This is a genomic window from Variovorax sp. P4_B11, from assembly GCF_056402355.1.
On the sequence record NZ_JBFUHO010000033.1, the window covers coordinates 32,514 to 56,136 of the forward strand.

Annotated in this window: 29 protein-coding genes and 2 pseudogenes; 13 read left to right on the forward strand and 18 right to left on the reverse strand. The window is 68.6% G+C overall.

Features of this window, described 5'->3' with window-relative positions; all coding sequences use genetic code 11:
- Positions 1-6 precede the first annotated feature (6 nt).
- The 3 genes from AC1DYD_RS25260 to AC1DYD_RS25270 are packed head-to-tail and all read left to right on the forward strand — an operon-like array spanning position 7 to position 2,941.
- Positions 7-387 carry a (2Fe-2S)-binding protein gene (locus AC1DYD_RS25260; RefSeq protein ID WP_478175505.1) on the forward strand — a complete coding sequence of 127 codons (381 nt, stop codon included), beginning with the start codon at positions 7-9 and terminating at the stop codon, positions 385-387.
- Complete coding sequence (locus tag AC1DYD_RS25265) at positions 384-1,787, forward strand: FAD/NAD(P)-dependent oxidoreductase (protein ID WP_478175506.1); 1,404 nt, start codon at positions 384-386, stop codon at positions 1,785-1,787. Before AC1DYD_RS25260 ends, AC1DYD_RS25265 begins: the two co-directional genes overlap by 4 nt.
- A complete protein-coding gene (locus tag AC1DYD_RS25270) occupies positions 1,784-2,941 on the forward strand; it encodes an NAD(P)/FAD-dependent oxidoreductase (RefSeq protein WP_478175507.1) in 1,158 nt (385 codons plus the stop codon). Before AC1DYD_RS25265 ends, AC1DYD_RS25270 begins: the two co-directional genes overlap by 4 nt.
- Before the next feature lie 25 nt (positions 2,942-2,966).
- Here AC1DYD_RS25270 and AC1DYD_RS25275 read toward each other — a convergent pair whose 3' ends face one another.
- Positions 2,967-3,320 carry a cupin domain-containing protein gene (locus AC1DYD_RS25275; protein ID WP_478175508.1) on the reverse strand — a complete coding sequence of 118 codons (354 nt, stop codon included), beginning with the start codon at positions 3,318-3,320 and terminating at the stop codon, positions 2,967-2,969.
- The gene (locus tag AC1DYD_RS25280) at positions 3,320-4,018 is read right to left on the reverse strand and encodes an HAD-IA family hydrolase (RefSeq protein WP_478175509.1); all 699 of its coding nucleotides are present in this window, start codon (positions 4,016-4,018) and stop codon (positions 3,320-3,322) included. The genes AC1DYD_RS25275 and AC1DYD_RS25280 overlap by 1 nt, the downstream gene beginning before the upstream one ends.
- 282 nt (positions 4,019-4,300) lie before the next feature.
- On the opposite strand from AC1DYD_RS25280, the gene AC1DYD_RS25285 reads away from it, so the two are divergent.
- The gene (locus AC1DYD_RS25285; RefSeq protein ID WP_478175510.1) at positions 4,301-4,507 is read left to right on the forward strand and encodes a hypothetical protein; all 207 of its coding nucleotides are present in this window, start codon (positions 4,301-4,303) and stop codon (positions 4,505-4,507) included.
- Between the two features lie 25 nt (positions 4,508-4,532).
- Here AC1DYD_RS25285 and AC1DYD_RS25290 read toward each other — a convergent pair whose 3' ends face one another.
- The 15 genes and pseudogenes from AC1DYD_RS25290 to AC1DYD_RS25360 all read right to left on the reverse strand — a co-directional run bounded on the left by AC1DYD_RS25290 (position 4,533) and on the right by AC1DYD_RS25360 (position 16,516).
- Positions 4,533-5,012, reverse strand: a complete 480-nt coding sequence (locus AC1DYD_RS25290) for a hypothetical protein (protein WP_478175511.1) — start codon at positions 5,010-5,012, stop codon at positions 4,533-4,535.
- Positions 5,012-5,332 carry a (2Fe-2S) ferredoxin domain-containing protein gene (locus tag AC1DYD_RS25295; protein WP_478175512.1) on the reverse strand — a complete coding sequence of 107 codons (321 nt, stop codon included), beginning with the start codon at positions 5,330-5,332 and terminating at the stop codon, positions 5,012-5,014. The genes AC1DYD_RS25290 and AC1DYD_RS25295 overlap by 1 nt, the downstream gene beginning before the upstream one ends.
- A 123-nt stretch (positions 5,333-5,455) precedes the next feature.
- On the reverse strand, positions 5,456-5,755 hold the full coding sequence (locus AC1DYD_RS25300; protein ID WP_478175513.1) for a ferredoxin family protein: 300 nt from the start codon (positions 5,753-5,755) through the stop codon (positions 5,456-5,458).
- Positions 5,752-7,062 carry an FAD-dependent monooxygenase gene (locus AC1DYD_RS25305; protein ID WP_478175514.1) on the reverse strand — a complete coding sequence of 437 codons (1,311 nt, stop codon included), beginning with the start codon at positions 7,060-7,062 and terminating at the stop codon, positions 5,752-5,754. Before AC1DYD_RS25305 ends, AC1DYD_RS25300 begins: the two co-directional genes overlap by 4 nt.
- A gap of 24 nt (positions 7,063-7,086) precedes the next feature.
- Complete coding sequence (locus AC1DYD_RS25310) at positions 7,087-8,187, reverse strand: electron transfer flavoprotein subunit alpha/FixB family protein (protein WP_478175515.1); 1,101 nt, start codon at positions 8,185-8,187, stop codon at positions 7,087-7,089.
- Positions 8,184-9,032: an electron transfer flavoprotein subunit beta/FixA family protein gene (locus AC1DYD_RS25315; protein WP_478175516.1), complete on the reverse strand. Its 849-nt coding sequence runs from the start codon at positions 9,030-9,032 to the stop codon at positions 8,184-8,186. Before AC1DYD_RS25315 ends, AC1DYD_RS25310 begins: the two co-directional genes overlap by 4 nt.
- Positions 9,033-9,044: 12 nt before the next feature.
- The gene (nifW, locus tag AC1DYD_RS25320) at positions 9,045-9,383 is read right to left on the reverse strand and encodes a nitrogenase stabilizing/protective protein NifW (protein WP_478175517.1); all 339 of its coding nucleotides are present in this window, start codon (positions 9,381-9,383) and stop codon (positions 9,045-9,047) included.
- Between the two features lie 6 nt (positions 9,384-9,389).
- Positions 9,390-10,160: a serine O-acetyltransferase gene (gene cysE, locus AC1DYD_RS25325; protein ID WP_478175569.1), complete on the reverse strand. Its 771-nt coding sequence runs from the start codon at positions 10,158-10,160 to the stop codon at positions 9,390-9,392.
- Positions 10,161-10,189: 29 nt separating this feature from the next.
- Positions 10,190-11,348 (reverse strand): annotated as a pseudogene (gene nifV / locus AC1DYD_RS25330) (homocitrate synthase).
- 418 nt (positions 11,349-11,766) lie between these two features.
- Positions 11,767-12,102: a 2Fe-2S iron-sulfur cluster-binding protein gene (locus tag AC1DYD_RS25335; RefSeq protein ID WP_478175518.1), complete on the reverse strand. Its 336-nt coding sequence runs from the start codon at positions 12,100-12,102 to the stop codon at positions 11,767-11,769.
- Positions 12,103-12,112: 10 nt separating this feature from the next.
- The gene (hscA, locus tag AC1DYD_RS25340) at positions 12,113-13,987 is read right to left on the reverse strand and encodes a Fe-S protein assembly chaperone HscA (protein ID WP_478175519.1); all 1,875 of its coding nucleotides are present in this window, start codon (positions 13,985-13,987) and stop codon (positions 12,113-12,115) included.
- Between the two features lie 18 nt (positions 13,988-14,005).
- A complete protein-coding gene (iscA, locus tag AC1DYD_RS25345; RefSeq protein WP_478175520.1) occupies positions 14,006-14,329 on the reverse strand; it encodes an iron-sulfur cluster assembly protein IscA in 324 nt (107 codons plus the stop codon).
- Positions 14,330-14,342: 13 nt separating this feature from the next.
- Positions 14,343-14,720, reverse strand: coding sequence for an iron-sulfur cluster insertion protein ErpA (gene erpA / locus AC1DYD_RS25350; protein WP_478175521.1), 378 nt, complete (start codon positions 14,718-14,720; stop codon positions 14,343-14,345).
- A gap of 48 nt (positions 14,721-14,768) precedes the next feature.
- Positions 14,769-15,218, reverse strand: coding sequence for a Fe-S cluster assembly scaffold IscU (gene iscU / locus AC1DYD_RS25355; RefSeq protein WP_478175522.1), 450 nt, complete (start codon positions 15,216-15,218; stop codon positions 14,769-14,771).
- Between the two features lie 53 nt (positions 15,219-15,271).
- Complete coding sequence (locus AC1DYD_RS25360; protein ID WP_478175523.1) at positions 15,272-16,516, reverse strand: IscS subfamily cysteine desulfurase; 1,245 nt, start codon at positions 16,514-16,516, stop codon at positions 15,272-15,274.
- 317 nt (positions 16,517-16,833) lie between these two features.
- Here AC1DYD_RS25360 and nifA point away from each other — a divergent pair, with 317 nt between their 5' ends.
- The gene (gene nifA / locus AC1DYD_RS25365) at positions 16,834-18,540 is read left to right on the forward strand and encodes a nif-specific transcriptional activator NifA (protein ID WP_478175524.1); all 1,707 of its coding nucleotides are present in this window, start codon (positions 16,834-16,836) and stop codon (positions 18,538-18,540) included.
- Between the two features lie 7 nt (positions 18,541-18,547).
- Here nifA and AC1DYD_RS25370 read toward each other — a convergent pair.
- A pseudogene (locus tag AC1DYD_RS25370) lies at positions 18,548-18,664 on the reverse strand (cysteine synthase B); the annotation flags it as partial.
- A gap of 179 nt (positions 18,665-18,843) precedes the next feature.
- Here AC1DYD_RS25370 and nifB point away from each other — a divergent pair.
- The 8 genes from nifB to AC1DYD_RS25410 all read left to right on the forward strand — a co-directional run bounded on the left by nifB (position 18,844) and on the right by AC1DYD_RS25410 (position 23,608).
- A complete protein-coding gene (gene nifB, locus AC1DYD_RS25375) occupies positions 18,844-20,439 on the forward strand; it encodes a nitrogenase cofactor biosynthesis protein NifB (RefSeq protein ID WP_478175525.1) in 1,596 nt (531 codons plus the stop codon).
- A gap of 35 nt (positions 20,440-20,474) precedes the next feature.
- On the forward strand, positions 20,475-20,669 hold the full coding sequence (locus AC1DYD_RS25380; RefSeq protein ID WP_478175526.1) for a 4Fe-4S binding protein: 195 nt from the start codon (positions 20,475-20,477) through the stop codon (positions 20,667-20,669).
- Between the two features lie 93 nt (positions 20,670-20,762).
- Complete coding sequence (locus tag AC1DYD_RS25385; RefSeq protein ID WP_478175527.1) at positions 20,763-21,176, forward strand: HesB/IscA family protein; 414 nt, start codon at positions 20,763-20,765, stop codon at positions 21,174-21,176.
- 16 nt (positions 21,177-21,192) lie between these two features.
- Complete coding sequence (locus AC1DYD_RS25390; protein ID WP_478175528.1) at positions 21,193-21,765, forward strand: hypothetical protein; 573 nt, start codon at positions 21,193-21,195, stop codon at positions 21,763-21,765.
- A complete protein-coding gene (locus tag AC1DYD_RS25395; RefSeq protein WP_478175529.1) occupies positions 21,762-22,583 on the forward strand; it encodes a 4Fe4S-binding leucine-rich repeat protein in 822 nt (273 codons plus the stop codon). Before AC1DYD_RS25390 ends, AC1DYD_RS25395 begins: the two co-directional genes overlap by 4 nt.
- Complete coding sequence (locus tag AC1DYD_RS25400; RefSeq protein ID WP_478175530.1) at positions 22,576-22,941, forward strand: nitrogen fixation protein NifZ; 366 nt, start codon at positions 22,576-22,578, stop codon at positions 22,939-22,941. Before AC1DYD_RS25395 ends, AC1DYD_RS25400 begins: the two co-directional genes overlap by 8 nt.
- Positions 22,938-23,231: a nitrogen fixation protein NifZ gene (locus AC1DYD_RS25405; RefSeq protein WP_478175531.1), complete on the forward strand. Its 294-nt coding sequence runs from the start codon at positions 22,938-22,940 to the stop codon at positions 23,229-23,231. The genes AC1DYD_RS25400 and AC1DYD_RS25405 overlap by 4 nt, the downstream gene beginning before the upstream one ends.
- The gene (locus tag AC1DYD_RS25410) at positions 23,228-23,608 is read left to right on the forward strand and encodes a DUF3024 domain-containing protein (RefSeq protein WP_478175532.1); all 381 of its coding nucleotides are present in this window, start codon (positions 23,228-23,230) and stop codon (positions 23,606-23,608) included. Before AC1DYD_RS25405 ends, AC1DYD_RS25410 begins: the two co-directional genes overlap by 4 nt.
- Positions 23,609-23,623: the final 15 nt, after the last annotated feature.

The window sequence follows — 23,623 nt, forward strand, 5'->3', positions numbered from 1 at the left end:
CCGTCCATGCACGACACCACGCCTCGCTCCCAGCCGCCCGCCCGCTTCGTCAGGCTGGCGGAGACCGACAGACCCTCGCTCACGCTGCAAATCGACGGCCAGGCGGCCACGGCGCTCGTCGGCGACACGCTGCTGGTGGCGCTGCTCAGCCACGGTCGCCGCGTGCGCGACAGCGAGTTCGGCGACGGGCCGCGTGCCGGCTTCTGCCTGATGGGCGCGTGCCAGGACTGCTGGGTGTGGACGCCGGCTGGCGGGCGCTTGCGCGCCTGCTCGACGATCGTGGAGGCGGGCATGTCGGTGCTCACGCGCCCGCCCGCCCAGCATTGGCCGGCCACCCCCGATCTGCAGCGCGCGCTGGCACGCCGGGCCGTGGGAGCCGAGGCATGACCGCTGGATCGGATTCCGCCCCGCGCGTCGTCGTGATCGGCGCCGGCCCTGCCGGGGTGCGTGCGGCCCAGGCCCTGGTGCAGGCCGGGTTGCGGCCCCTCGTGGTCGACGAAGGGCTGCGCGACGGCGGCCAGATCTACCGCCGCCAGCCCGAGGGATTCAAACGCCCCTACGCCAAGCTCTACGGTAGCGAAGCCGCGAAGGCGCAGGCGCTGCATCGCGACTTCGACGCCCTGCGCGGCCAGATCGACTACCGGGGCGACACGCTGGCCTGGAACGTGAGCAAGGGCTCACTGCACGTCGTGCGCGCCGGCGAGCCGCAGACCCTGCCCTTCGACGCCTTGCTGGTGTGCTCAGGCGCCACCGACCGGCTGATGCCCGTTCCCGGCTGGCATCGCGCCGGCTGCTACAGCCTGGGCGCGTCGCAGATCGCGCTGAAGGCCCAGGCCTGCGCGATCGGCGCGCGCGTCGTCTTTCTCGGTACCGGGCCGCTGCTGTACCTGGTTGCGTCCCAATACGTGCAGGCTGGCGCCCAAGTGGCGGCGGTGCTCGACACCGCGCCGGCCGCCAAGCCCTGGGGTGCGGTCGCCGGTCTTCTCGCGCGGCCACGTCTCGCGCTGCGCGGGCTGGCGCTGGTGCGTGGGCTGCGCCGCGCCGGCGTGCCGGTGCTGCAGGGCGTGTCGCCCTTGCGCATCGATGGCGACGACAGCCTTGGCGCGCAAGCCGTGTTCGTGCGCGACGCCCACGGCCGCGAGCAGCGCTTCGACTGCGACGCGGTCGGCCTCGGCTGGCACCTGCGCGCCGAGACGCAACTGGCCGATCTCGCGGGCTGCGAGTTCGACTTCGAGCCGGTGAGCCGGCAATGGCTGCCGCGCATCGACGCCGACGGACGCAGCAGCACGCGAGGCGTATACCTCGCCGGAGATGGCGCCCGCATCCTCGGGGCCGATGGTGCCGAGGCCGCGGGACGGCTGGCGGCGCTGGCGGCGCTGGCCGACCTGAAGCATGAGCCGGGCCGCGCCCTGTACCACGCCGAGTCCGCCGCGCTGCGGCGCACGCTGGCACAGATGGACCGCTTCCGCGAAGGCCTGGCGCGCGCCTTTCCATGGCCGTACGCGCAGGCCGCGGCGCTGCCCGACGATGCGGTGGTGTGCCGCTGCGAAGCCGTGACGGTCGGCGAGCTGCGGCGCTGCGTCGATGCGTTGGGCAGCCGCGAAGTCAACCGCGCCAAGGCCTTCAGCCGTGTCGGCATGGGCCGCTGCCAGGGGCGCTTCTGCGGCCACGCGGCGGCCGAGATCGTCGCGCAGTCCTGCGGCGTGCCGATCGAACAGGTCGGGCGCCTGCGCTCGCAGGCGCCGGTCAAGCCGCTGATGATGAACACGCGCGAGGTCACCCAATGAGCGAATCGACGACAGTCACCGACGTCCTGGTGCTGGGCGGTGGCCTGATGGGCACCACCGCTGCCTTCTTCCTGCGCCGGCACCACGGTCTCTCGGTCACGCTGCTCGAGCGTGAATTGGTGGGCCGCCAAGCCAGCGGCACCAACTTCGGCAACGTGCGCCGCCAGGGGCGCGCGCTGGCGCAGATGCCGCTGGCCAACCGTGCACGCGCCGTCTGGGGGCGTGTGAGGGAGTTGCTGGGCGAGGACCTGGAATTCGTACCTTACGGCCACCTGCGCGTCTGCTACACCGACAAGCAGGCGGCAGTGCTCGAGCAGCATGCGAAGGACGTGAAGCCGCTGGGCCTCGACCTGGAACTGTTCAATGCCGAGCAGTTGCGCCGGCGCTGGGGCATCTTCGCGCCGGAGATCGTGAGCGGCTCGCTTTCGCCGAACGACGGCCATGCCAATCCGCGACTGGCGGGCCCGGCCTTCGCTCGGGCGGCGTGGCGCGCGGGCGCGAACATCGTCGAGCACGCCGAGGTCATGCATGTCGAGCGCGACGGCGCAGGCTTCGTCGCACACACGGCGGACGGCCGGCGCTATCGCGCGCCGCAGCTGCTGGTCGCCTGCGGCGCCTGGTCGAACCGCATGGCCGAGCAGTTCGGCGAGGCCGTGCCGATGGATGCCCGCGGACCGCAGATGGGCGTGACCGAACCGCTGCCCTATGCCATCGGCCCGTCGATCGGCGTGTCCTCGCCGGTCGAGCATGAAGGTCTGTACTTCCGGCAGATCGCACGCGGCAACATCGTCTTCGGTGGTGGTCTCAAGGGACCGGCCGACACGGAGTCGATCCGCGCGTACGTCAAGCCCGACAACGTGCTGCGCCAACTGCGCGAGTTGCGCCGCTTCGTGCCGGCCTTCGAGAACGTGCAACTGATCCGCGTGTGGAGCGGCATCGAAGGCTACACCGGCGATTGGCAGCCGGTGATCGGGCCCAGTGCCCGCGTGCCCGGCCTGCACTACGCGTTCGGCTTCAACGGCGAGGGCTTCGCGATCAGCCCCGGCGTGGGCGAGACGATGGCCGAACTGATGGCCACCGGCCGCACTTCGACGCCGATCGAGAGCTTCTCCATCGAGCGCTTCGCGCCCGAGTTGACGAAGCAGGTGGCCTGAAGCGGACGGTGCGTCCCTTCGGGGCTCACATCGCCATCACGACGAACACCTTGCGCAGCGTTTGGTGCACCTGCCATTCGCCGGTGGTGTGCGCGGGAAAGAACAGCGTGTCGCCGGTGCGGATCTCCAGCGCCGGGCCACCGGTTGGCGTGAAGGTGCATGCCCCTGCGAGGATGTGCATGACTTCGGCATTCGGCAGCTGGCGCTCGAAGCGCCCGGGCTCGCATTCCCACAGGCCGCTGTTGTTGCCGCCCGCGCCCGCGAGTTCGATGTCGATGCCGCGCAGGCGGCAAGGTGGCTGGCTCAGTGGGCGCGCAGGGGTCCCCTGGTCTTGCAGGCCGCCGACGGTGGCCGATTGGTGAAGAACGGTGATGCTCATCAACGACCGGCCTCGACGGCGTCGGCCAGCTCGGCCAAGGTGTGGAAGTGATAGTCAGGCTGTGTATGCCTGGATTCGATCGTGCCGCCGGAACCCTGCTGCGCATGGCGCCGCTCGATCCAGCAGGTGGTGATGCCCAGCTGCTTGGAAATGCCGATGTCGTGATACTGGCTCTGCGCCACGTGCAGGTTGTCGGCCTGCTTGTAGCCCCAGGCGCCTTCGAAGCGGCCGCGGGCATAGGCGAAGTACCGTGCGTCGGGCTTCTCGCACAGCGCGTCGTCGCAGCTCAGCAGCATGTCGAAGGGGGAGCCCAGCGTCCGGTCGAAATGGGCCAGCGCCCACTGCTGGGCATTGGTCATCGTCACCAGCTTGAAGCGCTTGCCGAGTCGCTTCAGCGCTTCCACCGAATCCGGAAACGCCGGCCAGTTCGCCACCGAATCGCGCAGGCCGCGTGCAATCGCATCGGTGTCGGGCAGACCCAGTTCCGGTGCGATGGCGTGCCAGCAGCGCTCCAGGTCGTCGGGATACCAGCCGGCCTTGCCGTCGGCGCGCGCGCGGCGGTAGGCGGCCAGGAAGTCGTCGTCGGTCACGCGGGATTCGGGCGCCGCGGCGCGCAGGTAGGCGAGCATGCCGCCCTCGAAATCGATCAGCGTGCCGACGACGTCGAACGTGAGAACCTTGAAATCTTGCAGGGACATGGGATTGCTCCAGTGATGACGGGGATGGAGGACGGCGCGCGCCGTGATGCAGAGGAGCATAGGCGGCGCTCTTTGCATGCCCGAACCGAACTGTGTACGCGCAATGGCACAGAATTTCGTTGTCGGCGTCGCGTCGGCATCTTCTTCGGCGCCCGCATGGCGGGGAGGAAGATGTCCGGTCGGCCAATCCCAGTCCGAGCTGCTTTTGCTTTCTCGAGAGAGTGAAACAAGATTTACACCTCATGCGGCGACATCTGCCGTGCGAGGCGTAGCATTTTGAGAATGGAACCCCATCGAAATCCCATCGAGATTTTCGCTGATCTGGCTGTGATGTCTGGCCTGCTCAAGCCTGGAGAGGCTATCCCGGCCGCTGTGCAGACCTTTGCTGAAAGCGTGGTCGCTGAATGCGCGGTGCTCGGCGATGGATACGGCACCGAAGACGAGACAGCAGGCGACCAGATACGCGCCAGCCTTCTAAGCGAGGACTAGGGCCCGTTCACACTATTTCTGACCTTCAGGCCGATTCGTGCAGCAGCGACTCGACCACGCTGCCACCGAGCTGATCGGCCGGGTCGAGCCGGAGCAACTGCGCCACGAAGCCTTGCGCGGCCGCGCGTTCGCCACGGCGCAGATGGATGAAGGCCAGCGCCTTCAGCGTGAAGAGCCAGAACCGCGCCGGGCCGGGCGCGCTGAAGTCGGCGTCGCCGGGCTGCACTGCGCGCCAGTCCGGCGACAGTGCCGCGGCCCGCGTCGCCTCTTCCAGTCCCTTGCGGGCGGCGCGCAGTGCCTCGTCGAGCTCGCCCAAGCCACTGTGCAGCTTGTAGAGCAAGTAATAGATCGGCAGGCTTCGCGGCGCGCTGAGCGCGGCGGTCCACAAGGTCGCTGCGACCTGTTCGCGCGGTGCGAGGCGCGCCTGCTCGACCAGGTGTTGCACCGCCGTCGACACCTCGCCGCCGAAGAGCTCCGTCGACTCGGTGCCGGTGAACAGATTCATCAGACCGTCTCTGCGGGACGCAGGCGCTCGACCGGTACGCCCCCTTCGAGGTGGCTGGAAAAGATCTCCTCGACGTCGGCCGGGGTCACTCCGCTGTAGAGAATGCCCTCCGGGTAGACCAGCACATTGGCGCCCTGGTCGCAGGGGCCGAGGCAGCCCGAATAGGTGATCGCGACCTGCTCGTAGGCCTGGCGCTTCTGCAATTCGGCCCAGAAGGCCTGCAGCAGGGCGGTCGAGCCCTTGCCGGCGCACGAGCCGCGGGGATGCTGCGGTGGACGGGTCTGGGTGCAGACGAAGACGCGACGGGCAGGGCTGGCCATGGGGACTCCTTGTTGTGGGGGATGAAAGGGCGATGAACAGGTCCTAGGCAGCCTGCTGGCGGGCGGCGTCGCGTTCGAGCTGGATCGCGTGGACGAGGAAAAGGCGGATGTCGTCGATCATGTTCAGCCGAACTTGAACAGGATGCCGTGCCCGCCGCGCGGATACTCCCATTCGATGTTGGCGTGCTCGCTGCAGAGGATGCGGCAGCTGCCGCACTCCAGGCACCCGTCGGTGATCAGCGTCACGCTGCCGTTGCCCTCGGTCTTGTAGCAGGAGGCCGGGCAGACGAAGGTGCAGCTCTTCACGCCGCAGTCGTTGGTGCAGACATCGGCGTTCTTGATCCGGATGTGGGGCCGCCCGGCGTCGACCCGGTAGCGGTTCTGGAACAGTTTGTCCTCGACGTTCACGGTGATGGGGTTCATCGAAAAGCCCTCCAGAGTTTGTAGGCGTCGCCGACCAGGCCGGTGAGTTTCCGGCTGCTGCGGAAGCTCGAGAAGATCTCGCGCTCCTTGGTCTTCTTGTCCACGCCGTCCACGGTGATCATGGTGCGGGCGGCCTTGGCGACGAGGTCGGGGTAGCTGGTGAAGAACTGCGGGTTCTTGTGCAGCACGCCCGGCATGTCGCGGTACTTGTGCAGGTCCTTCATCACGAAGCTGGCGTCCAGCGCGGACTTGTAGGCCTTGAGCGCGCCGGCGCGCCAGCCGCTGCCGCCGGCCCGGCATTGGATGACCGTCTCGGCGGCGAGCCGTCCGGTGGTCATCGCCAGGTTCGAGCCTTCGCGGTGCGCCGCGTTCACGAAGCCGCCCGAGTCGCCCACGATCATCCAGCCGTTGCCGTAGACCTGCGGGATCGCATGGAAGCCGCCCTCGGGGATCAGGTGGGCGCAGTATTCCTTCATCTCGCCGCCCTCGATCAGCGGCGCGATCGAGGGATGGCGCTTCATCTGTTCGAGCAGCACATAGGGGCTGGTGCGGCTCGGGTTCTTCGCGAAGTCGCTCAGCATGCAGCCGACGCCGATCGTCAGCGATTCCTTGTTGGTATAGAGGAAGCCGGTGCCCAGCATCCCGTCGGTGATGCGGCCGACCATCTCGATCACCACGCCGGACTCCTCGCCGACGTTGAAGCGCTGGCGAATCGTTTCCTCGGGCATGAAGAGGATCTCCTTCACGGCCAGCGCCACGTTGCCGGCCTCGATCTCGCCGTGGAAGCCCGCCTTGCGCGCCAGCGTGGAGTTCACGCCGTCGGCCAGCACCACCACGTCGGCATAGACGTCGCCGTGCTCGCGGTCGCACTGCACGCCCACCACCTGGTCGCCGTCCAGGATCAGCTGGTTGACCGTGGTCTCGCAGATCAGCAGCGCGCCGGCCTCGCGCACCTTGGCGCTGAACCACTTGTCGAACTGCGCGCGGATGATGGTGTAGCGGTTGTAGGGCGGCTTGTTGTAGTCCTCGCTGCGGATGTGCGTGCCGACGAAGGAGGTCTCGTCGAGCATCCACATACGCTGCTCGATGATGTGCCGCTCCAGCGGCGCGTCGTCGCGGAAGTCCGGAATGATTTCCTCCAGCGCCTTGGCGTAGAGGATTGCGCCCTGCACATTCTTGCTGCCGGGGTATTCGCCGCGCTCGATCTGCAGCACCTTGAGACCGGCCTTGGCCATGGTGTAGGCGCAGGCGTTGCCCGAGGGCCCCGCGCCGACCACGATGGCGTCGAATTGCGATGTCTTTTTCATGGCATGCCTTTGTCGTGAGAGAGATCAGGCGGCGCGGCGCGCGTTCTGCGAGAGGTGCGCAGCAAAGGCCTGAGTCAGCGCCGGCAGCACCTGCAGCGCGTTGCCGACGATGCCGTAGTGCGCGAAGTCGAAGATGGGCGCGTTCGGGTCGGTGTTGATCGCCACGATCACGTCCGACGCTTCCATGCCCACGCGGTGCTGGATCGCGCCCGAGATGCCGGCGGCGATGTAGAGCTTGGGCCGCACCGTCTTGCCGGTCTGGCCGACCTGGCGGTCCGCGTCGACCCATCCGGCCTGCACGCAGGGCCGCGTGGCGCCGACCTCGCCGCCGAGCACGCGCGCCAGTTCGAACACCAGCTTGAAGTTCTCCGGGTTCTTCATGCCCTTGCCGCCGCTCACGATCACGTCCGCGTACGGCAGGTTGACCTTGTTGCTCTGGGCGTCGGCGATGAAGTCGAGCAGCTTGGTGACGATCTGCGTCTCGACCATGCCGAGCGTGTCCCGCACGATCTCGCCGCTGCGGCTGGCGTCGGCCGGCGGGGTGGCCATGACACGCGGGCGCACGGTGGCCATCTGGGGCCGGTAGGCCAGCGTCATGATCGTGCACAGCAGCGAGCCGCCGAAGGTCGGCCGCGTCGCGGCCAGCGCGCGCGAGCTGGGGTCGATGTTGAGCTCGGTGCAGTCGGCCGTCAGGCCGGTGAGCAGCGTGGTCGCCACCGAGCCCGCGAGGTCCCGGCCCATCGAGGTCGCGCCAAGCAGCAGGATCTCCGGCTGGTACTTGTTCACCAGGTCCGTCAGGCCCTTGGTGAAAGGCTCGTTGCGGTAGCCCGTGAGGACCGGGTCGTGAACGATGTAGGCCGTGTCGGCGCCGAAGCCGAAGGCCTCCTGCGCGAACTTCCCGAGCGGCTCGTCCGGTCCGCCGAGCAGGATCGCGCCGACGCTGCTGCCCAGCTTGTCGGCCAGCTTGCGCGCTTCGCCGAGCAGTTCCCACGAGACGCTGTGCACGTGGCCGCGCTCGTGTTCGATGAAGACCCAGACACCCTTGTAGGCCTTCAGGTGCTCGGGCAGTTCGACGTTGCGGCGGCCGGCAGGGCGCTTGGCCGCTGGGGCGGGGGCTTCGCTCATGACATCTCCTTCATCAGCAGTTCGGACTCCAGCGTCGGATGGCGCGTGAAGACCTTCTGCAGCAGGTTCAGTGACAGGTCGCGCAGATTCGAGATCTCCAGATCGAGCATCTCGGCCTTCTCGCTGCGCGGCGTCGGCCCGAAGACCTTGCTCACCACCGTGGGAGAGCCCTTCAGGCCGATCTTCGCGATGTCCTCGATGCCGGCCTGCTCCTTGTTCCACTTGCGCACCGGATGGCCGGCGGCGTGGATCATGGCGGGCAGCCCCGCGAAGCGCAGTTCGTTGGTGTTCTCCAGCATCGTGATGAGGCAGGGCAAGGCCGTCCGGAGCACCTGCACGCCGCCTTCGGCGCGCCGCTCGACGGTGATGGTGCGATTCACCAGATCGGTCTCGACGATGCGCGAGACATAGGTCAGCAGTTGCAGTCCCATGCGCTTGGCGATGCCGGGGCCGACCTGCGCGGTGTCGCCATCGATCGTCTGCTTGCCGGTGAAGACGATGTCCACCGACTGTTCGCTCGCGATCTGGCGGATGCCGGCGGCCAGCGCGTAGGAGGTGGCCAGCGTGTCGGCGCCGGCGAAGGCCCGGTCGGTCACCAGCACGGCATCGTCGGCGCCGTAGCTGATGCACTTGCGCAGCGCGTCTTCGGCCTGCGGCGGGCCCATGCACAGCATCGTGACCTTGCCGCCGAACTTGTCCTTGAGCCGCAGTGCCTCCTCGAGCGAGAACAGGTCGTACGGATTCACGATCGCCGGGACGCCCTGGCGCATGATGGTGTTGGTCACCGGATGGACGCGGATCTGCGCCGAATCCGGAACCTGCTTGATACAGACGACGATGTGCATGGCGCTCTCCGCTCAGGCCGCTGCGCGCATGGGCATCGACGCCTTCAGGCTGTCGAGCGTCACGTGCTGCTTGCCGTCGGTGTCCTGGAACACCTTGAACACCTTCTCCTGTGCCGGCGTGGATCTCACGAAGTCGCCGTACGCCCTGACCAGCAGGCCGCGGTAGACGGTGAACATCTGCAGTTCATCGGCCTGCGTCAGCTTCGTCTCCTGGCGGATGTACTGGAAGAAGCGCTTGAGGATGTGCAGCCGGCTGACGTTGACCACCTTCGGGTCGAACGGGACGGCGAAGAACTGCAGGAAGTCCTCGGCCGACGAGAGCGCCTTGAGCTGTTGAAGGAAGTTTTCCATCGGTACCTACTCCTCGGTAGAGGGTTGAAGAAGGGATTCGAAACCGGGCTCGGTGCAACGGTCCTCGCAGGGCCCGCAGGCGGCGTCGGAACCCGACGTCTGCGTCCCGGGCTGCAGCCGTTCGAGTTGCGCGACGCGTTCCAGCAGGCAGGCGATCGCCTTGCCGACCGGGTCGGGGATCAGGTGATGGTCGAGGTCGAAACCGTGCGTCGTGCGCCGGACCGGCGCCACCACGCGGCCGGGGATGCCGACCACCGTCGCATCGGCCGGAACGGCGTCGATGACCACGGAATTGGCCGCGATCCGTGCGCGGTCGCCGACGGCGATGGGCCCCAGGATCTTGGCGCCGGCGCCGACCACGACGTGGCTGCCGAGCGTCGGATGGCGCTTGCCGGCGGCCCAGCTCGTGCCGCCCAGTGTCACCCCGTGATAGAGCGTGACGTCATCGCCGATTTCCGCCGTTTCGCCGATCACGACACCGGCGCCGTGGTCGATGAAGAAGCGCACGCCGATCCGGGCGCCGGGATGGATGTCGATCTGCGTCAGCCAGCGTGCGACGAAGGAGATCCAGCGCGGCAGGTAGCGCCAGCCGCGCCGCCAGCCGGCGTGTGCCAGCCGGTGCAGCGCCACCGCCTGGACCCCGGGATAGATCGTCCAGACCTCGAGCATGCTGCGCGCGGCCGGATCGCGTTCGCGCACGCAGCGCGCGTCCTGGCGCAGCAACGACCACCACGAAGGCCCCTGCGCGCCCGGCTCACCGACGGGCAGCGCGGGCATGGATCCGGAGTTCGCGTTCACGTCGGGCCTCATGCCGCCTGGAAGCCGGTGCGCGCCGGTGCGGCGGGGCGCGACGCCTGCAGAAAGCGCCGCAGGTCTGCGGCGGTCGGCGCGTGCTTGACGCGCATCGCGTGGTCGCGGATCTGCGCGAGCAGCTGCCCCGTCAGTCCGTCGTCGTCGAGCATGAAGCCCAGCGCACGGTAGGCTTGCCGCACCGCCTGCGAACCCGAGTGCTTGCCGAGCACCGTCCGCCGCTCGCGGCCGAGTTCCGAGGGATCGAAGCTCTCGTAGGTCGACGGGTTCTTGAGCAGGCCGTCGATGTGGATGCCGGACTCGTGCGTGACACACGGCCTCGCCGACGATGCTCTTGTTGAAGGCCACGCTGCGGCCGGAGGCCCGCGCCACCAGGTGCGAGATCCCGACCAGCGCCTGCGTGTCGACGCCGCAGTCGGCGCGGTGCAGATGGCGCAGGCCCATCACCACTTCTTCGAGTGCGGCGTTGCCGGCGCGCTCGCCCAGGCCGTTGACGGTCGTGTTGGCATGGGTGGCGCCACCGCGCAGCGCGGCGAGCGTGTTGGCGGTCGCGAGCCCGAGGTCGTTGTGGGCATGCATCTCGATCTCCATGTCGACGGCGTCGCGCAGCCGCGCGATGGCCTCGTAGGTGGAGAAGGGGTCGAGGACGCCCAGCGTGTCGGCAAAGCGCACGCGGCTGGCGCCGCAGTCCTCGGCGCGCCTGGCGACCTCGGCGAGGAAGCCGGCGTTGGCGCGCGACGCGTCCTCGGCGCCCAGCGACACCTTGCGGCCGGTCGCGGCCGCCGCCGCGATCACCCGCGTGACCTGCGCCAGCACCCATTCGCGCGATTGCCGGAGCTTGTGGCGCAGGTGGATGTCCGACACCGGGATCGAGAGATGGACGATGGCTGCGTCGCAGCGCATCGCGCTCGCCAGATCGCCATCGGTCAGGCGACCCCACACCATGAGCTGGGCATCGAGACGAAGCGATGCGATGGCGTCGATGCAGGCGATCTCCTCGTCGCCCATCGCCGGAATGCCAATCTCCATCTCGCGCACGCCGGCACTCGCCAGTGCGCTGGCGATGGCGCACTTCTCGTCGACCGTGAAGGCCACACCGGCGGTCTGTTCGCCGTCGCGCAGCGTGGTGTCGTTGATGACGAGACTGAGTGACATGGTGGGGTGTCCTTTGCCTTGTTATCGCAAAGTGCGTGCCACTGTTTTTTGTCGCTTTCCGGTGGGCCGGGACCTGTGCGGCGGGCGTGTTTGTCGCGTCTCGGGCGCGCGCTGCGTGGGCGCGCTGCGGTGGCTGTCGGGAATGTGTCGTTTCGAACAGGCGCGCCATTCGGCGCCAGCGGACCCGAGGTCGACTCAGTGCTTCACCACGTGATCGCGTGACCCGCGATGCATGAAACCGGCGCAGCAAAATGCCAGGGATACCGCGGAACCGCCTTTGCCGGGCCGCTGGTATCGTCCCCCTTGAGGGGCTGAGGTCCGCGGCTCCAAGCCTGCCTGCGCAGGCTTGGACGGAACCGAAGAGCCGCTGCCTCTGGCAGCGACTCGGGGCGCCGCAGGCGCTTCGGGGGGTGTTTCTCTAGTGTTCGCGCGCGTGGTTGCGCGTGTGGCGCGGAAGCTCGATCGTGAGGTCGGTGTCGCGCAGCTTCACGCAGCAGGCCAGCCGCGATTGGGCGTCGAGGCCCCAGGCGTTGTCGAGCTGGTCGCTCTCTTCGTCGTCGGGAGGGGCCAGCGAGGCGCCGCCTTCGCGCACATGCACGTGGCAGGTCGCGCAGGCCGCCACCATCTCGCAGGCATGTTCGAGCGCCACGCCCGACGCGAGCAGGCTTTCGCAGAGCGAGCTGCCGCGGCGCGCTTCGAGTTCGCGTCCGTCGGGGCAGAGATCGGGATGGGGCAGCACGTGGACACGGGGCATGGCGAGAGACCTAGGCGAGGCTGTCGAGCGCGCGGCCGGCCAGCGCGCGGCGGATCGAAGCATTCATCCGCCGGGCGGCGAATTCTTCCGTGGCCGCGGACAGCACGCGGACCGTGGACTGCAGCGCATCCACCGCGGCTTCGGTCTCGAGCATGTCGGCGACCATGAACATGGCGTGGCGTATCGCGGCCAGTTCCGAGGGCGACAGCAAGTCGGCGTCTTCGCCGATCGCGGCTTCGGTGGCGTCGACCAGGCGCCGCGCGTCGACCTGGGCCTCGCGCAGCGTTCGCAGCAGCATGTCGGCTTTCGATGCGCCGACCGCGGCCTGCAGCATGGCGGTGATCTCCGTGTCCCCCAGGCCGTACGACGGCTTGACTTCCACATGCGCCTCGACGCCGCTGGTCTGTTCGCGTGCGGTGACGGAGAGCAGGCCGTCCGCATCGATCTGGAAGCTCACGCGGATGCGGGCGGCGCCGGCCACGGCGGGCGGAATGCCGCGCAGTTCGAAGCGCGCCAGCGAGCGGCAATCGGCCACCGCTTCGCGCTCGCCCTGGACCACGTGCAGCGACATGGCGGTCTGGCCGTCCTTGAAGGTGGTGAACTCCTGGGCACGCGCAGTCGGCAGCGTCGAGTTGCGCGGGATGATCTTCTCGACCAGGCCGCCCATGGTCTCGATGCCGAGCGACAGCGGGCAGACGTCGAGCAGCAGCCAGCCATCGCCGGTGCCGTTGCCGGCCAGCACGTCCGCCTGCATCGCGGCGCCCAGCGCGACGACCTGGTCGGGATCGATGTCGGCCAGCGGCTCGGCACCGAAGAAGTCGCGCACGGCGGCGCGCGCGATGTGCATGCGCGTCGAGCCGCCGACCAGCACGACGCCGGTGACGTCGGCCGGTGCCACCCGGGCGTCGCGCAAGGCGCGCCGCGTGGCGGCCATGGTGCGGGCGACCAGGGGCGCGCCGAGTTCCGCGAACTCCGCGTGCGTCAGCGTCGCATCGAGTGCCAGTCCTTCGTCGAGGGCCAGGTGCAAGGTGGCCGCAGCGTTCTGCGACAGCGCTTCCTTCGCGGCCCGGGCCGCCGACAGCAGGCGGCGTTGCGCGCCGGGGGCCAGCACGGCCATTCCCTCAAGGCCGTGCAGCGCGCAGAACCACTGGGCGATGGCGCGGTCGAAGTCGTCGCCGCCGAGGGCCGAATCGCCGCCGGTGGCGAGCACCTCGAACACGCCCTTCGTGAGGTTGAGGATCGAGATGTCGAAGGTGCCGCCGCCCAGGTCGTAGATGGCGAAGGTGCCCTCGGCCGCCTTGTCCAGGCCGTAGGCGATGGCGGCCGCGGTGGGCTCGTTGAGCAGGCGCAGCACCGTCAGGCCCGCGAGCCGCGCCGCGTCCTTGGTGGCCTGGCGCTGGGCGTCGTCGAAGTAGGCCGGCACGGTGATCACCACGCCCGACAACGCGCCGCCGAGCGAGGCTTCGGCGCGATCGCGCAATGCGGCGAGGATCTCGGCCGACACCTGGATCGGCGAGCGTTCGCCCGCCACGGTCGCGAGTCCGACCATGCCGGGGCCATCCACGAAGCGATAGGGCAGGCCGGCCGCTTCGCTCAGGTCCGCCAGGCGGCGGCCCATGAAGCGCTTGGCCGACACGATGGTGTTCTGCGGGTCGTGCGCCTGGCTCGCCTGCGCTTCGCAGCCCACCACGGTGCTGCCGTCCGCAAGATAGCGCACGACGGAGGGCAGCAGCAGCGCGCCTTGTGCATCCGGCAGCGCGTGCGCCAGCGCGCTCTGCACGCTGGCGACCAGCGAGTTGGTGGTGCCCAGGTCGATGCCGGCCGCCAGCCGGTGCTGGTGCGGCGCGGCGCTCTGGCCGGGTTCGGCGATCTGGAGAAGTGCCATGGGAGCGTGCCGATGCGTTCAGACGGCGAAGCTCTCGCCGCACCCGCAGTTGGCGCGGGCGTTCGGATTGTTGAACTTGAAGCCTTCGTTCAGCCCTTCGCGCACGAAGTCGAGTTCGGTGCCGTCGAGCATGCCGAGGCTGCGCGGATCGACGATGACCTTCACGCCGAAGGTCTCGAAGCACCGGTCTTCCGCATTGACCGCATCGACGAACTCGAGCGCGTAGGCGAAGCCGGAGCAGCCGCTGGTCTTGACGGCGAGGCGCAGGCCGATGCCGCTGCCGCGCTTTGCCAGCGACTTCTCGACGTGACGGGCGGCGGCGGACGTGAGGGAGACACTCATGGCATGGGCCCTTTCAGACCGAGAAGGAGCTGCCGCAACCGCAGGTCGTTTGCGCGTTGGGGTTGTGGATCACGAAGCGCGAGCCTTCGAGCCCGTCCTCGTAGTCGACGCGGGCGCCCAGCAGGTACTGCTGGCTCATCGCATCGACCACCAGCGCCACCCCTTCCGTGACGATCGTCATGTCGTCCTCGGCGACCTGGTCGTCGAAGGCAAAGCCGTACTGGAAGCCGGAGCAGCCGCCGCCGGTGACGTACAGGCGCAGCTTGAGCGCGGGGTTGCCCTCTTCCTCGATCAGCGCGGCGACCTTGGCGGCGGCCTGTGCGGTGAACTCCAGCATGCCGGGCATGAATCCGGGCGCGGCGGCGGTGGCAATGGTCTGGGCTGCTTCCATCTTGGATACCTTCTTTCTGGGCTGTGGGGACGTGGGGTGATCGGCGGCTCAGCGCGTGCCGGAGTCGCAGACCGGCTGTTCGACGAGCAAAGGCGGGTCGACGGCGGCCGCGCCCTGGACCGCATGGCGGGCCCGAAAGTCGGCGACGGCCGCCTTGATCGCGTCCTCGGCCAGGATCGAGCAATGGATCTTCACGGGCGGCAGCGCCAGTTCCTCCGCGATCTGCGAGTTCTTGATGGCCAGCGCCTCGTCCAGCGTGCGGCCGCGCACCCATTCGGTGACCAGCGAGCTGGAGGCGATCGCGGAGCCGCAGCCATAGGTCTTGAACCTGGCGTCCTCGATCACGCCCTGGGCGTTGACGCGGATCTGCAGCCGCATCACGTCGCCGCAGGCCGGCGCGCCGACCATGCCCGTGCCGATGTTCTGCTCGTCGCCCTCGAAGGCGCCGACGTTGCGCGGGTTGTCGTAGTGGTCGATGACCTTGTCGCTGTATGCCATGGGCTTTCTCCGTGGATCGAAGGGGGGTGAAGGACGTTTGAACCGGCCGGCGTTCAGTGCTCGGCCCACTGGATCGCGTCGAGGTCGACACCGGCCTGCACCATGTCCCACAACGGGCTCATGGCGCGCAGGCGCGCCACCACCTCGGTCACCTGGGCGATCGTGAAGTCGATCTCCGCCTCGGTGGTGAAGCGGCCGATCGAAAAGCGCACCGAGCTGTGGGCGAGTTCGTCGCTGCGCCCCATGGCGCGCAGCACATAGCTGGGCTCCAGGCTGGCCGAGGTGCAGGCCGAGCCGGAAGAAACCGCGACGTTCTTGATCCCCATCAAGAGCGATTCGCCCTCGACGTAGTTGAAGCTCACGTTCAGGTACTGCGCCGCACGCTGCTCGAGGTCGCCGTTGAGCGCCACGCAGTCCATCTTCGAGAGGCCGTTCCAGAGCCTGTCGCGCAGCGCCCGGATGCGCATGTTGTCGGCTTCCATGTTCTCGCGGGCCAGCCAGAAGGCGGCGCCCATGCCGACGATCTGGTGCGTGGCCAGCGTGCCAGAACGCATGCCGCGCTCGTGCCCGCCGCCGTGCATCTGCGCGTCGATGCGCACGCGCGGGCGCCGCCGCACGTAGAGCGCGCCGATGCCCTTGGGGCCGTAGATCTTGTGGGCCGACAGCGACATCAGGTCCACCGGCAGCTGCTCCAGGTCGATCGGCACCTTGCCGGCCGCTTGCGCCGCGTCCACATGGAAGAACACGCCCTTGGCCCGGCAGATCGCGCCGAGCGCCGCGATGTCCTGGATGACGCCGGTCTCGTTGTTGACGAACATCACCGAGGCCAGCGTGGTGTCCGGCCGCAGCGCGGCCTCGAAGGCGGCGAGGTCGAGCAGTCCGCTCGGCAGCACCGTCAGTACCGTCACTTCATAGCCCTCGCGCTCCAGTTCGCGCATGCTGTCGAGCACCGCCTTGTGCTCCGTCGCGACTGTCACCAGGTGGCGGCCCTTGGCGCGATGGAAATGCGCCACGCCCTTGATGGCGAGGTTGTTCGATTCGGTGGCACCGGAGGTCCAGACGATCTCGCGCGGATCGGCATTGACGAGGGCGCAGACCTGCTCGCGCGCCAGCTCCACGGCTTCTTCCGCGGCCCAGCCGTAGGCATGCGAGCGGCTCGCGGGATTCCCGTACATCTCGGTCAGGTAGGGAATCATCCGGCTCGCCACGCGGCGGTCGACCGGCGTGGTGGCCGCGTAGTCGAGATACACCGTGCGGGCGGTGCGGGAAGCGGCTTCGTCGCGAACGGGTTCCGGCATGGCGGGCTCCTGGAATGTGAGGAAGGACGCAGCCTGTTTCGCAACTTCGATGCCATGCGCTTTTTCCTGTCAAACAGGTGTTTCGGAGGACTGTTTGTTGGCTTTGTGCGCGGTCCGCGCGGCCGGTCGAAGCGCGCATGTCTCGTTTGTCGTAAATGTGTGTTTCACGGGCGCTCGGCGCGCGGGGTGTGCGATGCCGCTGGGTATGTTTCTTGCGTGAGACGCGGCCAAGGTTGTTGCGTTGTCAGGGCGTCCGTTTCCGGTGCGTTTCCTGGCTCGATGCAACAGGTCCGGTGTCGCACGAGAACGGGACTCCCATGATGAAGATGCAAGCGATTGAAGCTCGACGCGAGCTCGATGCGGTCTACGAGGTCAGCAAGACGTTGGCCACTTCGCTGGATGTCGCCAAGACCTTCCGCGAAGCCTTGAACTATCTGCTGCACGCCTTCGACTGGCGCCGCGCCTTTGTCGTGCTTGCCGAGCCCGATGGCAAGCTGCACGGCCTCTGTGCGGTCGGCCTCTCGCGCGAGGAGCAGGGACGCCTGCGCTTCGCGCCCGGCGAAGGCATCGTGGGCCGCGTCTACGCGAGCGGCATGCCGGCCATGGTGCCCGACGTGTGCGCCGAACCCCTGTTCCTCAACCGCACGGGGGGCGCCGACCAGATGCCGGGTGCCACCGTCGCGATGCTGGGCATGCCCATTCGCGCGGACCGCCGCACCGTGGGCGTGCTCGCCATCGACTGTCTCAATCCCGGCGAGCGGCGCGTCTTCGCGGATGAGCTGCAGCTGCTCAAGATGGTGGCCACGCTGATGGGCCAGGCGTTGCTGCTGCATCGCAGTGTCAGTGCCGCGCACGACGCCATGCAGGACGAGGTGCGCCGCATGCACAAGGTGCTCAAGCCCGGCCGCCAGCTGGACCAGGTGGTGGGCGTCTCCGCGCCGATGCAGGAAGTGTTCGAGCAGGTCCACCAGGTCGCGCCGGCGCGCACCACCGTGCTGCTGCGCGGCGAAAGCGGCACCGGCAAGGAGGTGATCGCGCGTGCCATCCACAACCTCTCTCCGCGCAAGTCCGAGGCCTTCGTGCGCGTCAACTGCGCGGCGCTCACCGAATCGCTGCTGGAGAGCGAGCTGTTCGGCCACGAGAAGGGCGCCTTCACCGGCGCCCAGGGCCAGCGCAAGGGGCGCTTCGAGATGGCGCACGGCGGGACCCTGTTCCTCGACGAGATCGGCGACATTTCGGCTTCGTTCCAGGCCAAGCTGCTGCGCGTGCTGCAGGAGCGCGAATTCGAGCGCGTGGGCGGCAACGCGGCGGTGAAGGTCGACGTCCGCCTGATTCTTGCCACCAACCGCAGTCTCGAGCGCATGGTGCAGGCCGGCGAGTTTCGCGCCGACTTGTACTACCGCATCAATGTGGTCAGCATCCAGTTGCCGCCGCTGCGCGAGCGGCGCGGGGACATTCCGGCCATGGCGCAGCATTTCCTGGAGCGCTTCAATCGCGAGAATTCGCGCAACGCCCGTTTCGACACGGCGGCGATGCGTGTGCTGACCAGCTGCTACTGGCCGGGCAACGTGCGCGAGCTCGAGAACTGCGTGGAGCGCACGGCCACCATGTCGCACGGCGATGTCATCACCGACCTCGCCTTTCCGTGCCAGGGAAACCGCTGTCTGACCCAGGTGCTGCATCACATCGATCGCGAAGACGCCGTGCGGCCCGGCCGGCTGGCCGATATTCCCGTCACCGAAGTGCCGATGGCGCCGCCGCGTTCCGGCGCCGATGTCGCGACACCGGGGGCCACCGAGCCGGTGCCGATGCCCGACGGCGAAGCTGCCGCGCAGGGCATCCTGCCGAATCCGGCCGCTCAGCCGGCCGACGATGGCAAACCCGAAGGCGAGCACGAACGCCTGATCTGGGCGATGGAGCATTCCGGCTGGGTCCAGGCCAAGGCCGCGCGCCTGCTGAAGATCTCGCCGCGCCAGATGGGCTACGCGCTGCGCAAGCACGAGATCGAGGTGCGCAAGTTCTGAGCGACCCCGGAAACACGCCCGTCGACCGATAGCGGTCGCCGCGGTCGCCGCGGTCGCACGCCATGAGCACGATGGCGGCGTTCTCCACCTGCGCGCTGATCCGCAGCGCGAGCCGGCAGGCGCCGGGCGTGCAGTGTGGCCTTTGTCGCATCGCTGACAGGGCTTGGCGCAATTGTGGGAGCTGTCGGGTACGACACACCCGACAAATCGTTCAGGCCATTGATTTCAAAGGACTTTTTACGTGGCACGAATTTGGCTTTAAGACCCTCATGCGGCCACCGTCGGTCGCGAGAAAAGGTCACCATGCAAGCCAGTACGCACGCCGGTTCCATGCCAGCCATGACCTATGTCGGCATCGGCCAGATCAAACCCCTCGGCGCCGCGATCGCGCTGCCTGAAACCGGCGGCGGCTGCGGCACGTCCGGCGGCGAAGGCAAGGCCAGTTGCGGCAGCTCCGGCGGGCCTGACGACATGCCGCAGGAGATCTGGGACAAGGTCAAGAACCATCCCTGCTATTCAGAAGAAGCGCATCACCACTACGCGCGCATGCATGTGGCGGTCGCGCCGGCCTGCAACATCCAGTGCAACTACTGCAACCGCAAGTACGACTGCAGCAACGAGTCGCGCCCCGGTGTCGTGTCGCAGAAGCTCACGCCCGAACAGGCGGTGAAGAAGGTCGTCGCGGTGGCCAGCGAGATTCCGCAGATGACGGTGCTGGGCATCGCCGGCCCCGGCGATTCGCTCGCGAGCCCGAAGAAGACCTTCGACACCTTCCGGATGCTGCAGGAGCAGGCACCCGACATCAAGCTGTGCCTGTCGACCAACGGTCTGGCGCTGCCCGACCTGGTCGACGAGATCTGCAAGTACAACATCGACCACGTCACGATCACCATCAACATGGTCGACCCGGTGGTGGGTGCCAAGATCTATCCGTGGATCTTCTGGGAGCACAAGCGCGTGACCGGCGTCGAGGCCGCGCGCATCCTGCACGAGCGGCAGATGCTGGGCCTGGAGATGCTCACTGCGCGCGGGGTGCTGACCAAGATCAATTCGGTGCTGATCCCCGGCATCAACGACGAGCACCTGATCGAAGTCAACCGCGAGGTGAAGAAGCGCGGCGCCTTCCTGCACAACATCATGCCGCTCATCTCGGAGGCCGAGCACGGCACGCACTTCGGGCTCACCGGCCAGCGCGGCCCGAGCGCGCAGGAACTCAAGGCCGTGCAGGACGCCTGCATGGGCGGCGCCAACCTGATGCGCCACTGCCGCCAGTGCCGCGCCGACGCGGTCGGCCTGCTGGGCGAGGACCGCAGCGAGGAGTTCACGCTCGACAAGATCGAAGAGATGGAAGTGGTCTACGACCTCGACCGCCGCCGCGCCTACCAGGACAAGGTCGAGGTCGAACGCCAGGCGCAGTTCGCCGCCAAGCGCGAGGCGCTGGCCGAAGCGGCAGCCATCGACGTGGCCGACGACCTGAAGGTGCTGGTCGCCGTCGCGACGAAGGGCGGCGGCCGCGTGAACGAGCACTTCGGCCACGTCACCGAGTTCCAGATCTTCGAGGTCTCGGCGGCCGAAGCGCTGTTCGTCGGCCATCGCCGCGTCGACCTCTATTGCCAGGGCGGCTTCGGCGACGACGAGCAGCTGCCGTCGGTGGTGCGCGCCATCAACGACTGCCACGCCGTGCTGGTCGCCAAGATCGGCGCCTGCCCGAAGGACGAACTCGCCCAGGCCGGCATCGAGCCGGTCGACCAGTACACAGGCGAGTTCATCGAGAAGGCGGCGCTGGCCTGGTTCAACGACTACCGCGGCCGCATCGCCAGCGGCGCCATCGTGCACCAGGACCGCGGCGACGCGCAGATCCGCCAGGGCGCCTTCACGGGCGTTGCCGAAGCGGCCTGAAATCCCCCCAGCCATCCCCCTCTCAGGAGAGCCACATGTCACTCAAGATCATCGCGTCCACCTGCACCGGCTGCTCCGCCTGCGAGCCGGAATGCCCCAACGTCGCCATCCGCGAGAAGAACGGCGTCTTCATCATCGACCCGGCCAAGTGCACCGAGTGCGAAGGCCACTTCGACGACCCGCAATGCGTCGCCGTGTGCCCGGTCGACGGCTGCATCGTTGCGGCATGACAACCACAACCGGTCTTCGCGCACTTCGCGTCGCATTGCTCGCCGCGACCTGAGGCTTTCCCCATTCCTTGTGACCCCTGGAGACGATTCGCCATGCTGCCCAAGCTGACCATCACCCCCGCCGCCGAAAAATTCATGCGCCGCATCGTGCGCTATTCAGGCCTTCCCGACGGCGCGGGTTTCCACCTGAGCGTGAGCGCCGGCGGCTGCTCGGGCTACAACTCGGAGTTCAGCGCGCAAGCCGCGCCGCAGCCGGGCGATGAAACGCTGGAGTTCAACGGACTGCGCATCTTCCTGCCGGCCGAAAGCCGGCTGATGCTCGACGGCTGCACGATGGACTTCGCCGATACGCCCACCAAGTCGGGCCTGAGCTTCGTCAATCCGAACCAGGCGGCCTGCGGCTGCAGCAGCAGCGCCGAAGTCGCGCCGCCGCCCGGCTTCGCGACGATCGAGATCAGCGCCATCGGGCGCGGCGGCCGCCCCGCGGTGCCGACGCTCGCTTCCTGAGCGCGGGACATCGGCCATGGAAGCAGCCAGCCTTGGTTTCGACGACGCGGCGGCGGCCTTTGCCGACGCCGCGATCGGCGGCGGGCTGAGTCCGCAGGCCGATGCGCTGATCACCCGCGCCGGGCTGCTGCGGCATCTTCCCGAAGAGGCGCTCGCGCTGCTGGTGCAGGCCCGCGCCGCCGCGCCGCGCCACGTCGTGCCGCTGATCGCGCTGTACCGCTTCCACTTCTACGGCCATCGCCTGGCCGAGGCGCGTGCCGTCGGCGAAGATGCGCTGGCCATCGCGCGCTCGGCGCTCGGCCCGGATTTCGGCGATGAGCCGCCGAGCGACGACGCGGCGCGGCACGATGCGGCGGTGCGCTTTTACCTCTTCACGCTGAAGGGACTGGCGTACCTGAACCTGCGCCTGGGCGCGTTCGAGGAGGCGCGCCTGATGCTCGGCGAATTGCGCCGGCTCGATCCGAAGGACCACGTGGGTGGCGCTCTGCTGCTGCACGTGCTGGCGCGCCACGAGGAGGGCGAGGATCCCGAAATGGGCGAATCGCGGCCCGCGCACCCGGTGCGCGGATGGAGCGGGGCCGGGCGATGAATGCAGCCATCGCGACCGCCGCACCCGCGCGTGCCGCCAGCCGGGCGCCGGCCGGCGACATTCCGTCGCAGCACTGGCGGGGCGGCCCGGTGGACTGCGCCGCCTGCGAGCATGCCGGCCTGCGCCAGCTGCCCGGCGAGCAGGGCTGCGAGCCGGGCCACGCCTGCATGCAGGATGCCTACGCGCGCCGCATCGATCGATTCTTCCGCTGGCATCCCGGGCAGGGCGATGCCCATCTGGCACATCCGTACTTCGAGGTGCGCGCGATCGCCGCGCGTCATGCCAGCGTGTTCCGGCTCGCCGCGCTGATCCACGATCCCGACGAGACGGTGCGCCTGCAGATCGCGCTGCGCCTGCCGTTGACGCAACTGGTCGCGCTGGCCGCCGATCCGCACCGCGAGGTGCGCATTCGCGTGGCCCAGCGCGTCGGGCCGGCGTTGCTCGCCGCGATGCGCAGCGACACGGACTACGGCGTGCGCGAGTGGGTCGCGCGCCGCCTTCCGCTGGCGCTCCTGCCGACCCTGGCGGGCGATCCCGACCGCACGGTGCGCGTGCGCGTCGCGCAGCGGCTGGAAATGCCCGCGCTGCTCAGGCTCGCCACCGACTGCGAACCCGAGGTGCGCCGCATCGTGGCCGAGCGGCTGCCGGCCGGGCTGCTCTCGCGCATGGCCGCGGACGACGACTGGCGCGTGCGCTGGGAGGTCGCGCGGCGCGCCGATGCGGCCGTGCTGGGCGCCTTGCGCGGCGATCCCGACCCCGAAGTGCGCCGCGCGGTGCGCGAACGCGGCCAGGCCCTTGCGGGAGCGGCCCATGGCTGACATCAACCGCGACGACGACGCGATCGAGGTCGCCTTCCCGCCGCGCTTCCATTACGGCGAGCGGGTGATCGCGCGTTCGGTGATCCGCAACGACGGCACCTACAACGGCAAGGACATCGGCGAAGTGCTGGTGAACAAGGGCGAGATCGGCTACGTCACCAACATCAACACCTTCTTGCAGCAGTTCTACATCTACGCGGTGGATTTCGTCGACACCGGCCATCGCGTGGGCATGCGCGCCAAGGAACTGTGCACGCTGGACAACCTGCCCGAGGACGTGCTGGAGAAGCTGGGCGAAAGAGCGCCCGTGCTGCGCACGCTCGGATCGAGCCGCCCGAACCTGGAGAAGCCGTCATGAACAAGCTCGCGCTGCTGTCCCCCGAGCCACGCGCCGCGCTCTATGCCTGGGGCCAGCGCGTGGTGGCGCTCGACGATCTGATCAACGACGGCAGCTATCCCGAGCGGCCGGCCGACGCCCTGCTGGCCGGTCGCGGTGCGGTCGGCGAGATCGTCAACGTGGGCCACGCGACCGAGCAGAACGAGCCGGTCTACCTGGTGGAGTTCGACGGCTGCGTCATCGGCTGCCTGGAGGAAGAGATCGCCCCGGCGCCACCCGGCCTGCTGCCTGAGACGGAGGCTGTCCTATGAGCATCGCCGCCAGCCTGGCGCCAGCCAACGGATGGGTGCTGGACTTCATGCAGCACCGGCTGGAGCGCGCGCTGAACCAGCGCGTGCGCTACCGCTACGTGCGGCCGCGCGTCCTGCGAGAAGGCGAGTCCTTTCGGATCGAGAGCCCCTGCTGCTCGCGCAACGTGGACCCGGCAGGCGGCGTGATCGACATTGCGCTGCTGGTGCCCGGCTCGCCCGGCGTCTCGCTCGGCCAGCCCGGCCGCATGGTGCAGAACTGGCGACTGTTCGCTCGCGACCACGCGAATGGCGCCTGGGTGCCGCAGGACGAGAGCGACCGCCTCGACGAACTGCTGGACCTGCTGTGCGTGGACACGCGCCGCGTCTACTGGCCCTGAGTACGCGCGGGCGAC

What these genes read in the sequence shown, in the direction of transcription:
- AC1DYD_RS25305 (WP_478175514.1), bottom strand. Translation starts at nt 7,062, where the DNA reads ATGAAAAAGACATCGCAATTCGACGCCATCGTGGTCGGCGCGGGGCCC.
- AC1DYD_RS25280 (WP_478175509.1), bottom strand. Translation starts at nt 4,018, where the DNA reads ATGTCCCTGCAAGATTTCAAGGTTCTCACGTTCGACGTCGTCGGCACG.
- AC1DYD_RS25265 (WP_478175506.1), top strand. Translation starts at nt 384, where the DNA reads ATGACCGCTGGATCGGATTCCGCCCCGCGCGTCGTCGTGATCGGCGCC.
- AC1DYD_RS25310 (WP_478175515.1), bottom strand. Translation starts at nt 8,187, where the DNA reads ATGAGCGAAGCCCCCGCCCCAGCGGCCAAGCGCCCTGCCGGCCGCCGC.
- AC1DYD_RS25260 (WP_478175505.1), top strand. Translation starts at nt 7, where the DNA reads ATGCACGACACCACGCCTCGCTCCCAGCCGCCCGCCCGCTTCGTCAGG.
- AC1DYD_RS25410 (WP_478175532.1), top strand. Translation starts at nt 23,228, where the DNA reads ATGAGCATCGCCGCCAGCCTGGCGCCAGCCAACGGATGGGTGCTGGAC.
- AC1DYD_RS25380 (WP_478175526.1), top strand. Translation starts at nt 20,475, where the DNA reads ATGTCACTCAAGATCATCGCGTCCACCTGCACCGGCTGCTCCGCCTGC.
- AC1DYD_RS25300 (WP_478175513.1), bottom strand. Translation starts at nt 5,755, where the DNA reads ATGAACCCCATCACCGTGAACGTCGAGGACAAACTGTTCCAGAACCGC.
- AC1DYD_RS25275 (WP_478175508.1), bottom strand. Translation starts at nt 3,320, where the DNA reads ATGAGCATCACCGTTCTTCACCAATCGGCCACCGTCGGCGGCCTGCAA.
- AC1DYD_RS25335 (WP_478175518.1), bottom strand. Translation starts at nt 12,102, where the DNA reads ATGCCCCGTGTCCACGTGCTGCCCCATCCCGATCTCTGCCCCGACGGA.
- nifB (WP_478175525.1), top strand. Translation starts at nt 18,844, where the DNA reads ATGCAAGCCAGTACGCACGCCGGTTCCATGCCAGCCATGACCTATGTC.
- nifW (WP_478175517.1), bottom strand. Translation starts at nt 9,383, where the DNA reads ATGGAAAACTTCCTTCAACAGCTCAAGGCGCTCTCGTCGGCCGAGGAC.
- iscU (WP_478175522.1), bottom strand. Translation starts at nt 15,218, where the DNA reads ATGGCATACAGCGACAAGGTCATCGACCACTACGACAACCCGCGCAAC.
- AC1DYD_RS25290 (WP_478175511.1), bottom strand. Translation starts at nt 5,012, where the DNA reads ATGAATCTGTTCACCGGCACCGAGTCGACGGAGCTCTTCGGCGGCGAG.
- erpA (WP_478175521.1), bottom strand. Translation starts at nt 14,720, where the DNA reads ATGGAAGCAGCCCAGACCATTGCCACCGCCGCCGCGCCCGGATTCATG.
- hscA (WP_478175519.1), bottom strand. Translation starts at nt 13,987, where the DNA reads ATGGCACTTCTCCAGATCGCCGAACCCGGCCAGAGCGCCGCGCCGCAC.
- AC1DYD_RS25295 (WP_478175512.1), bottom strand. Translation starts at nt 5,332, where the DNA reads ATGGCCAGCCCTGCCCGTCGCGTCTTCGTCTGCACCCAGACCCGTCCA.
- AC1DYD_RS25400 (WP_478175530.1), top strand. Translation starts at nt 22,576, where the DNA reads ATGGCTGACATCAACCGCGACGACGACGCGATCGAGGTCGCCTTCCCG.
- AC1DYD_RS25405 (WP_478175531.1), top strand. Translation starts at nt 22,938, where the DNA reads ATGAACAAGCTCGCGCTGCTGTCCCCCGAGCCACGCGCCGCGCTCTAT.
- AC1DYD_RS25315 (WP_478175516.1), bottom strand. Translation starts at nt 9,032, where the DNA reads ATGCACATCGTCGTCTGTATCAAGCAGGTTCCGGATTCGGCGCAGATC.
- AC1DYD_RS25390 (WP_478175528.1), top strand. Translation starts at nt 21,193, where the DNA reads ATGGAAGCAGCCAGCCTTGGTTTCGACGACGCGGCGGCGGCCTTTGCC.
- iscA (WP_478175520.1), bottom strand. Translation starts at nt 14,329, where the DNA reads ATGAGTGTCTCCCTCACGTCCGCCGCCGCCCGTCACGTCGAGAAGTCG.
- AC1DYD_RS25285 (WP_478175510.1), top strand. Translation starts at nt 4,301, where the DNA reads ATGGAACCCCATCGAAATCCCATCGAGATTTTCGCTGATCTGGCTGTG.
- cysE (WP_478175569.1), bottom strand. Translation starts at nt 10,160, where the DNA reads ATGCCCGCGCTGCCCGTCGGTGAGCCGGGCGCGCAGGGGCCTTCGTGG.
- AC1DYD_RS25385 (WP_478175527.1), top strand. Translation starts at nt 20,763, where the DNA reads ATGCTGCCCAAGCTGACCATCACCCCCGCCGCCGAAAAATTCATGCGC.
- nifA (WP_478175524.1), top strand. Translation starts at nt 16,834, where the DNA reads ATGATGAAGATGCAAGCGATTGAAGCTCGACGCGAGCTCGATGCGGTC.
- AC1DYD_RS25360 (WP_478175523.1), bottom strand. Translation starts at nt 16,516, where the DNA reads ATGCCGGAACCCGTTCGCGACGAAGCCGCTTCCCGCACCGCCCGCACG.
- AC1DYD_RS25270 (WP_478175507.1), top strand. Translation starts at nt 1,784, where the DNA reads ATGAGCGAATCGACGACAGTCACCGACGTCCTGGTGCTGGGCGGTGGC.
- AC1DYD_RS25395 (WP_478175529.1), top strand. Translation starts at nt 21,762, where the DNA reads ATGAATGCAGCCATCGCGACCGCCGCACCCGCGCGTGCCGCCAGCCGG.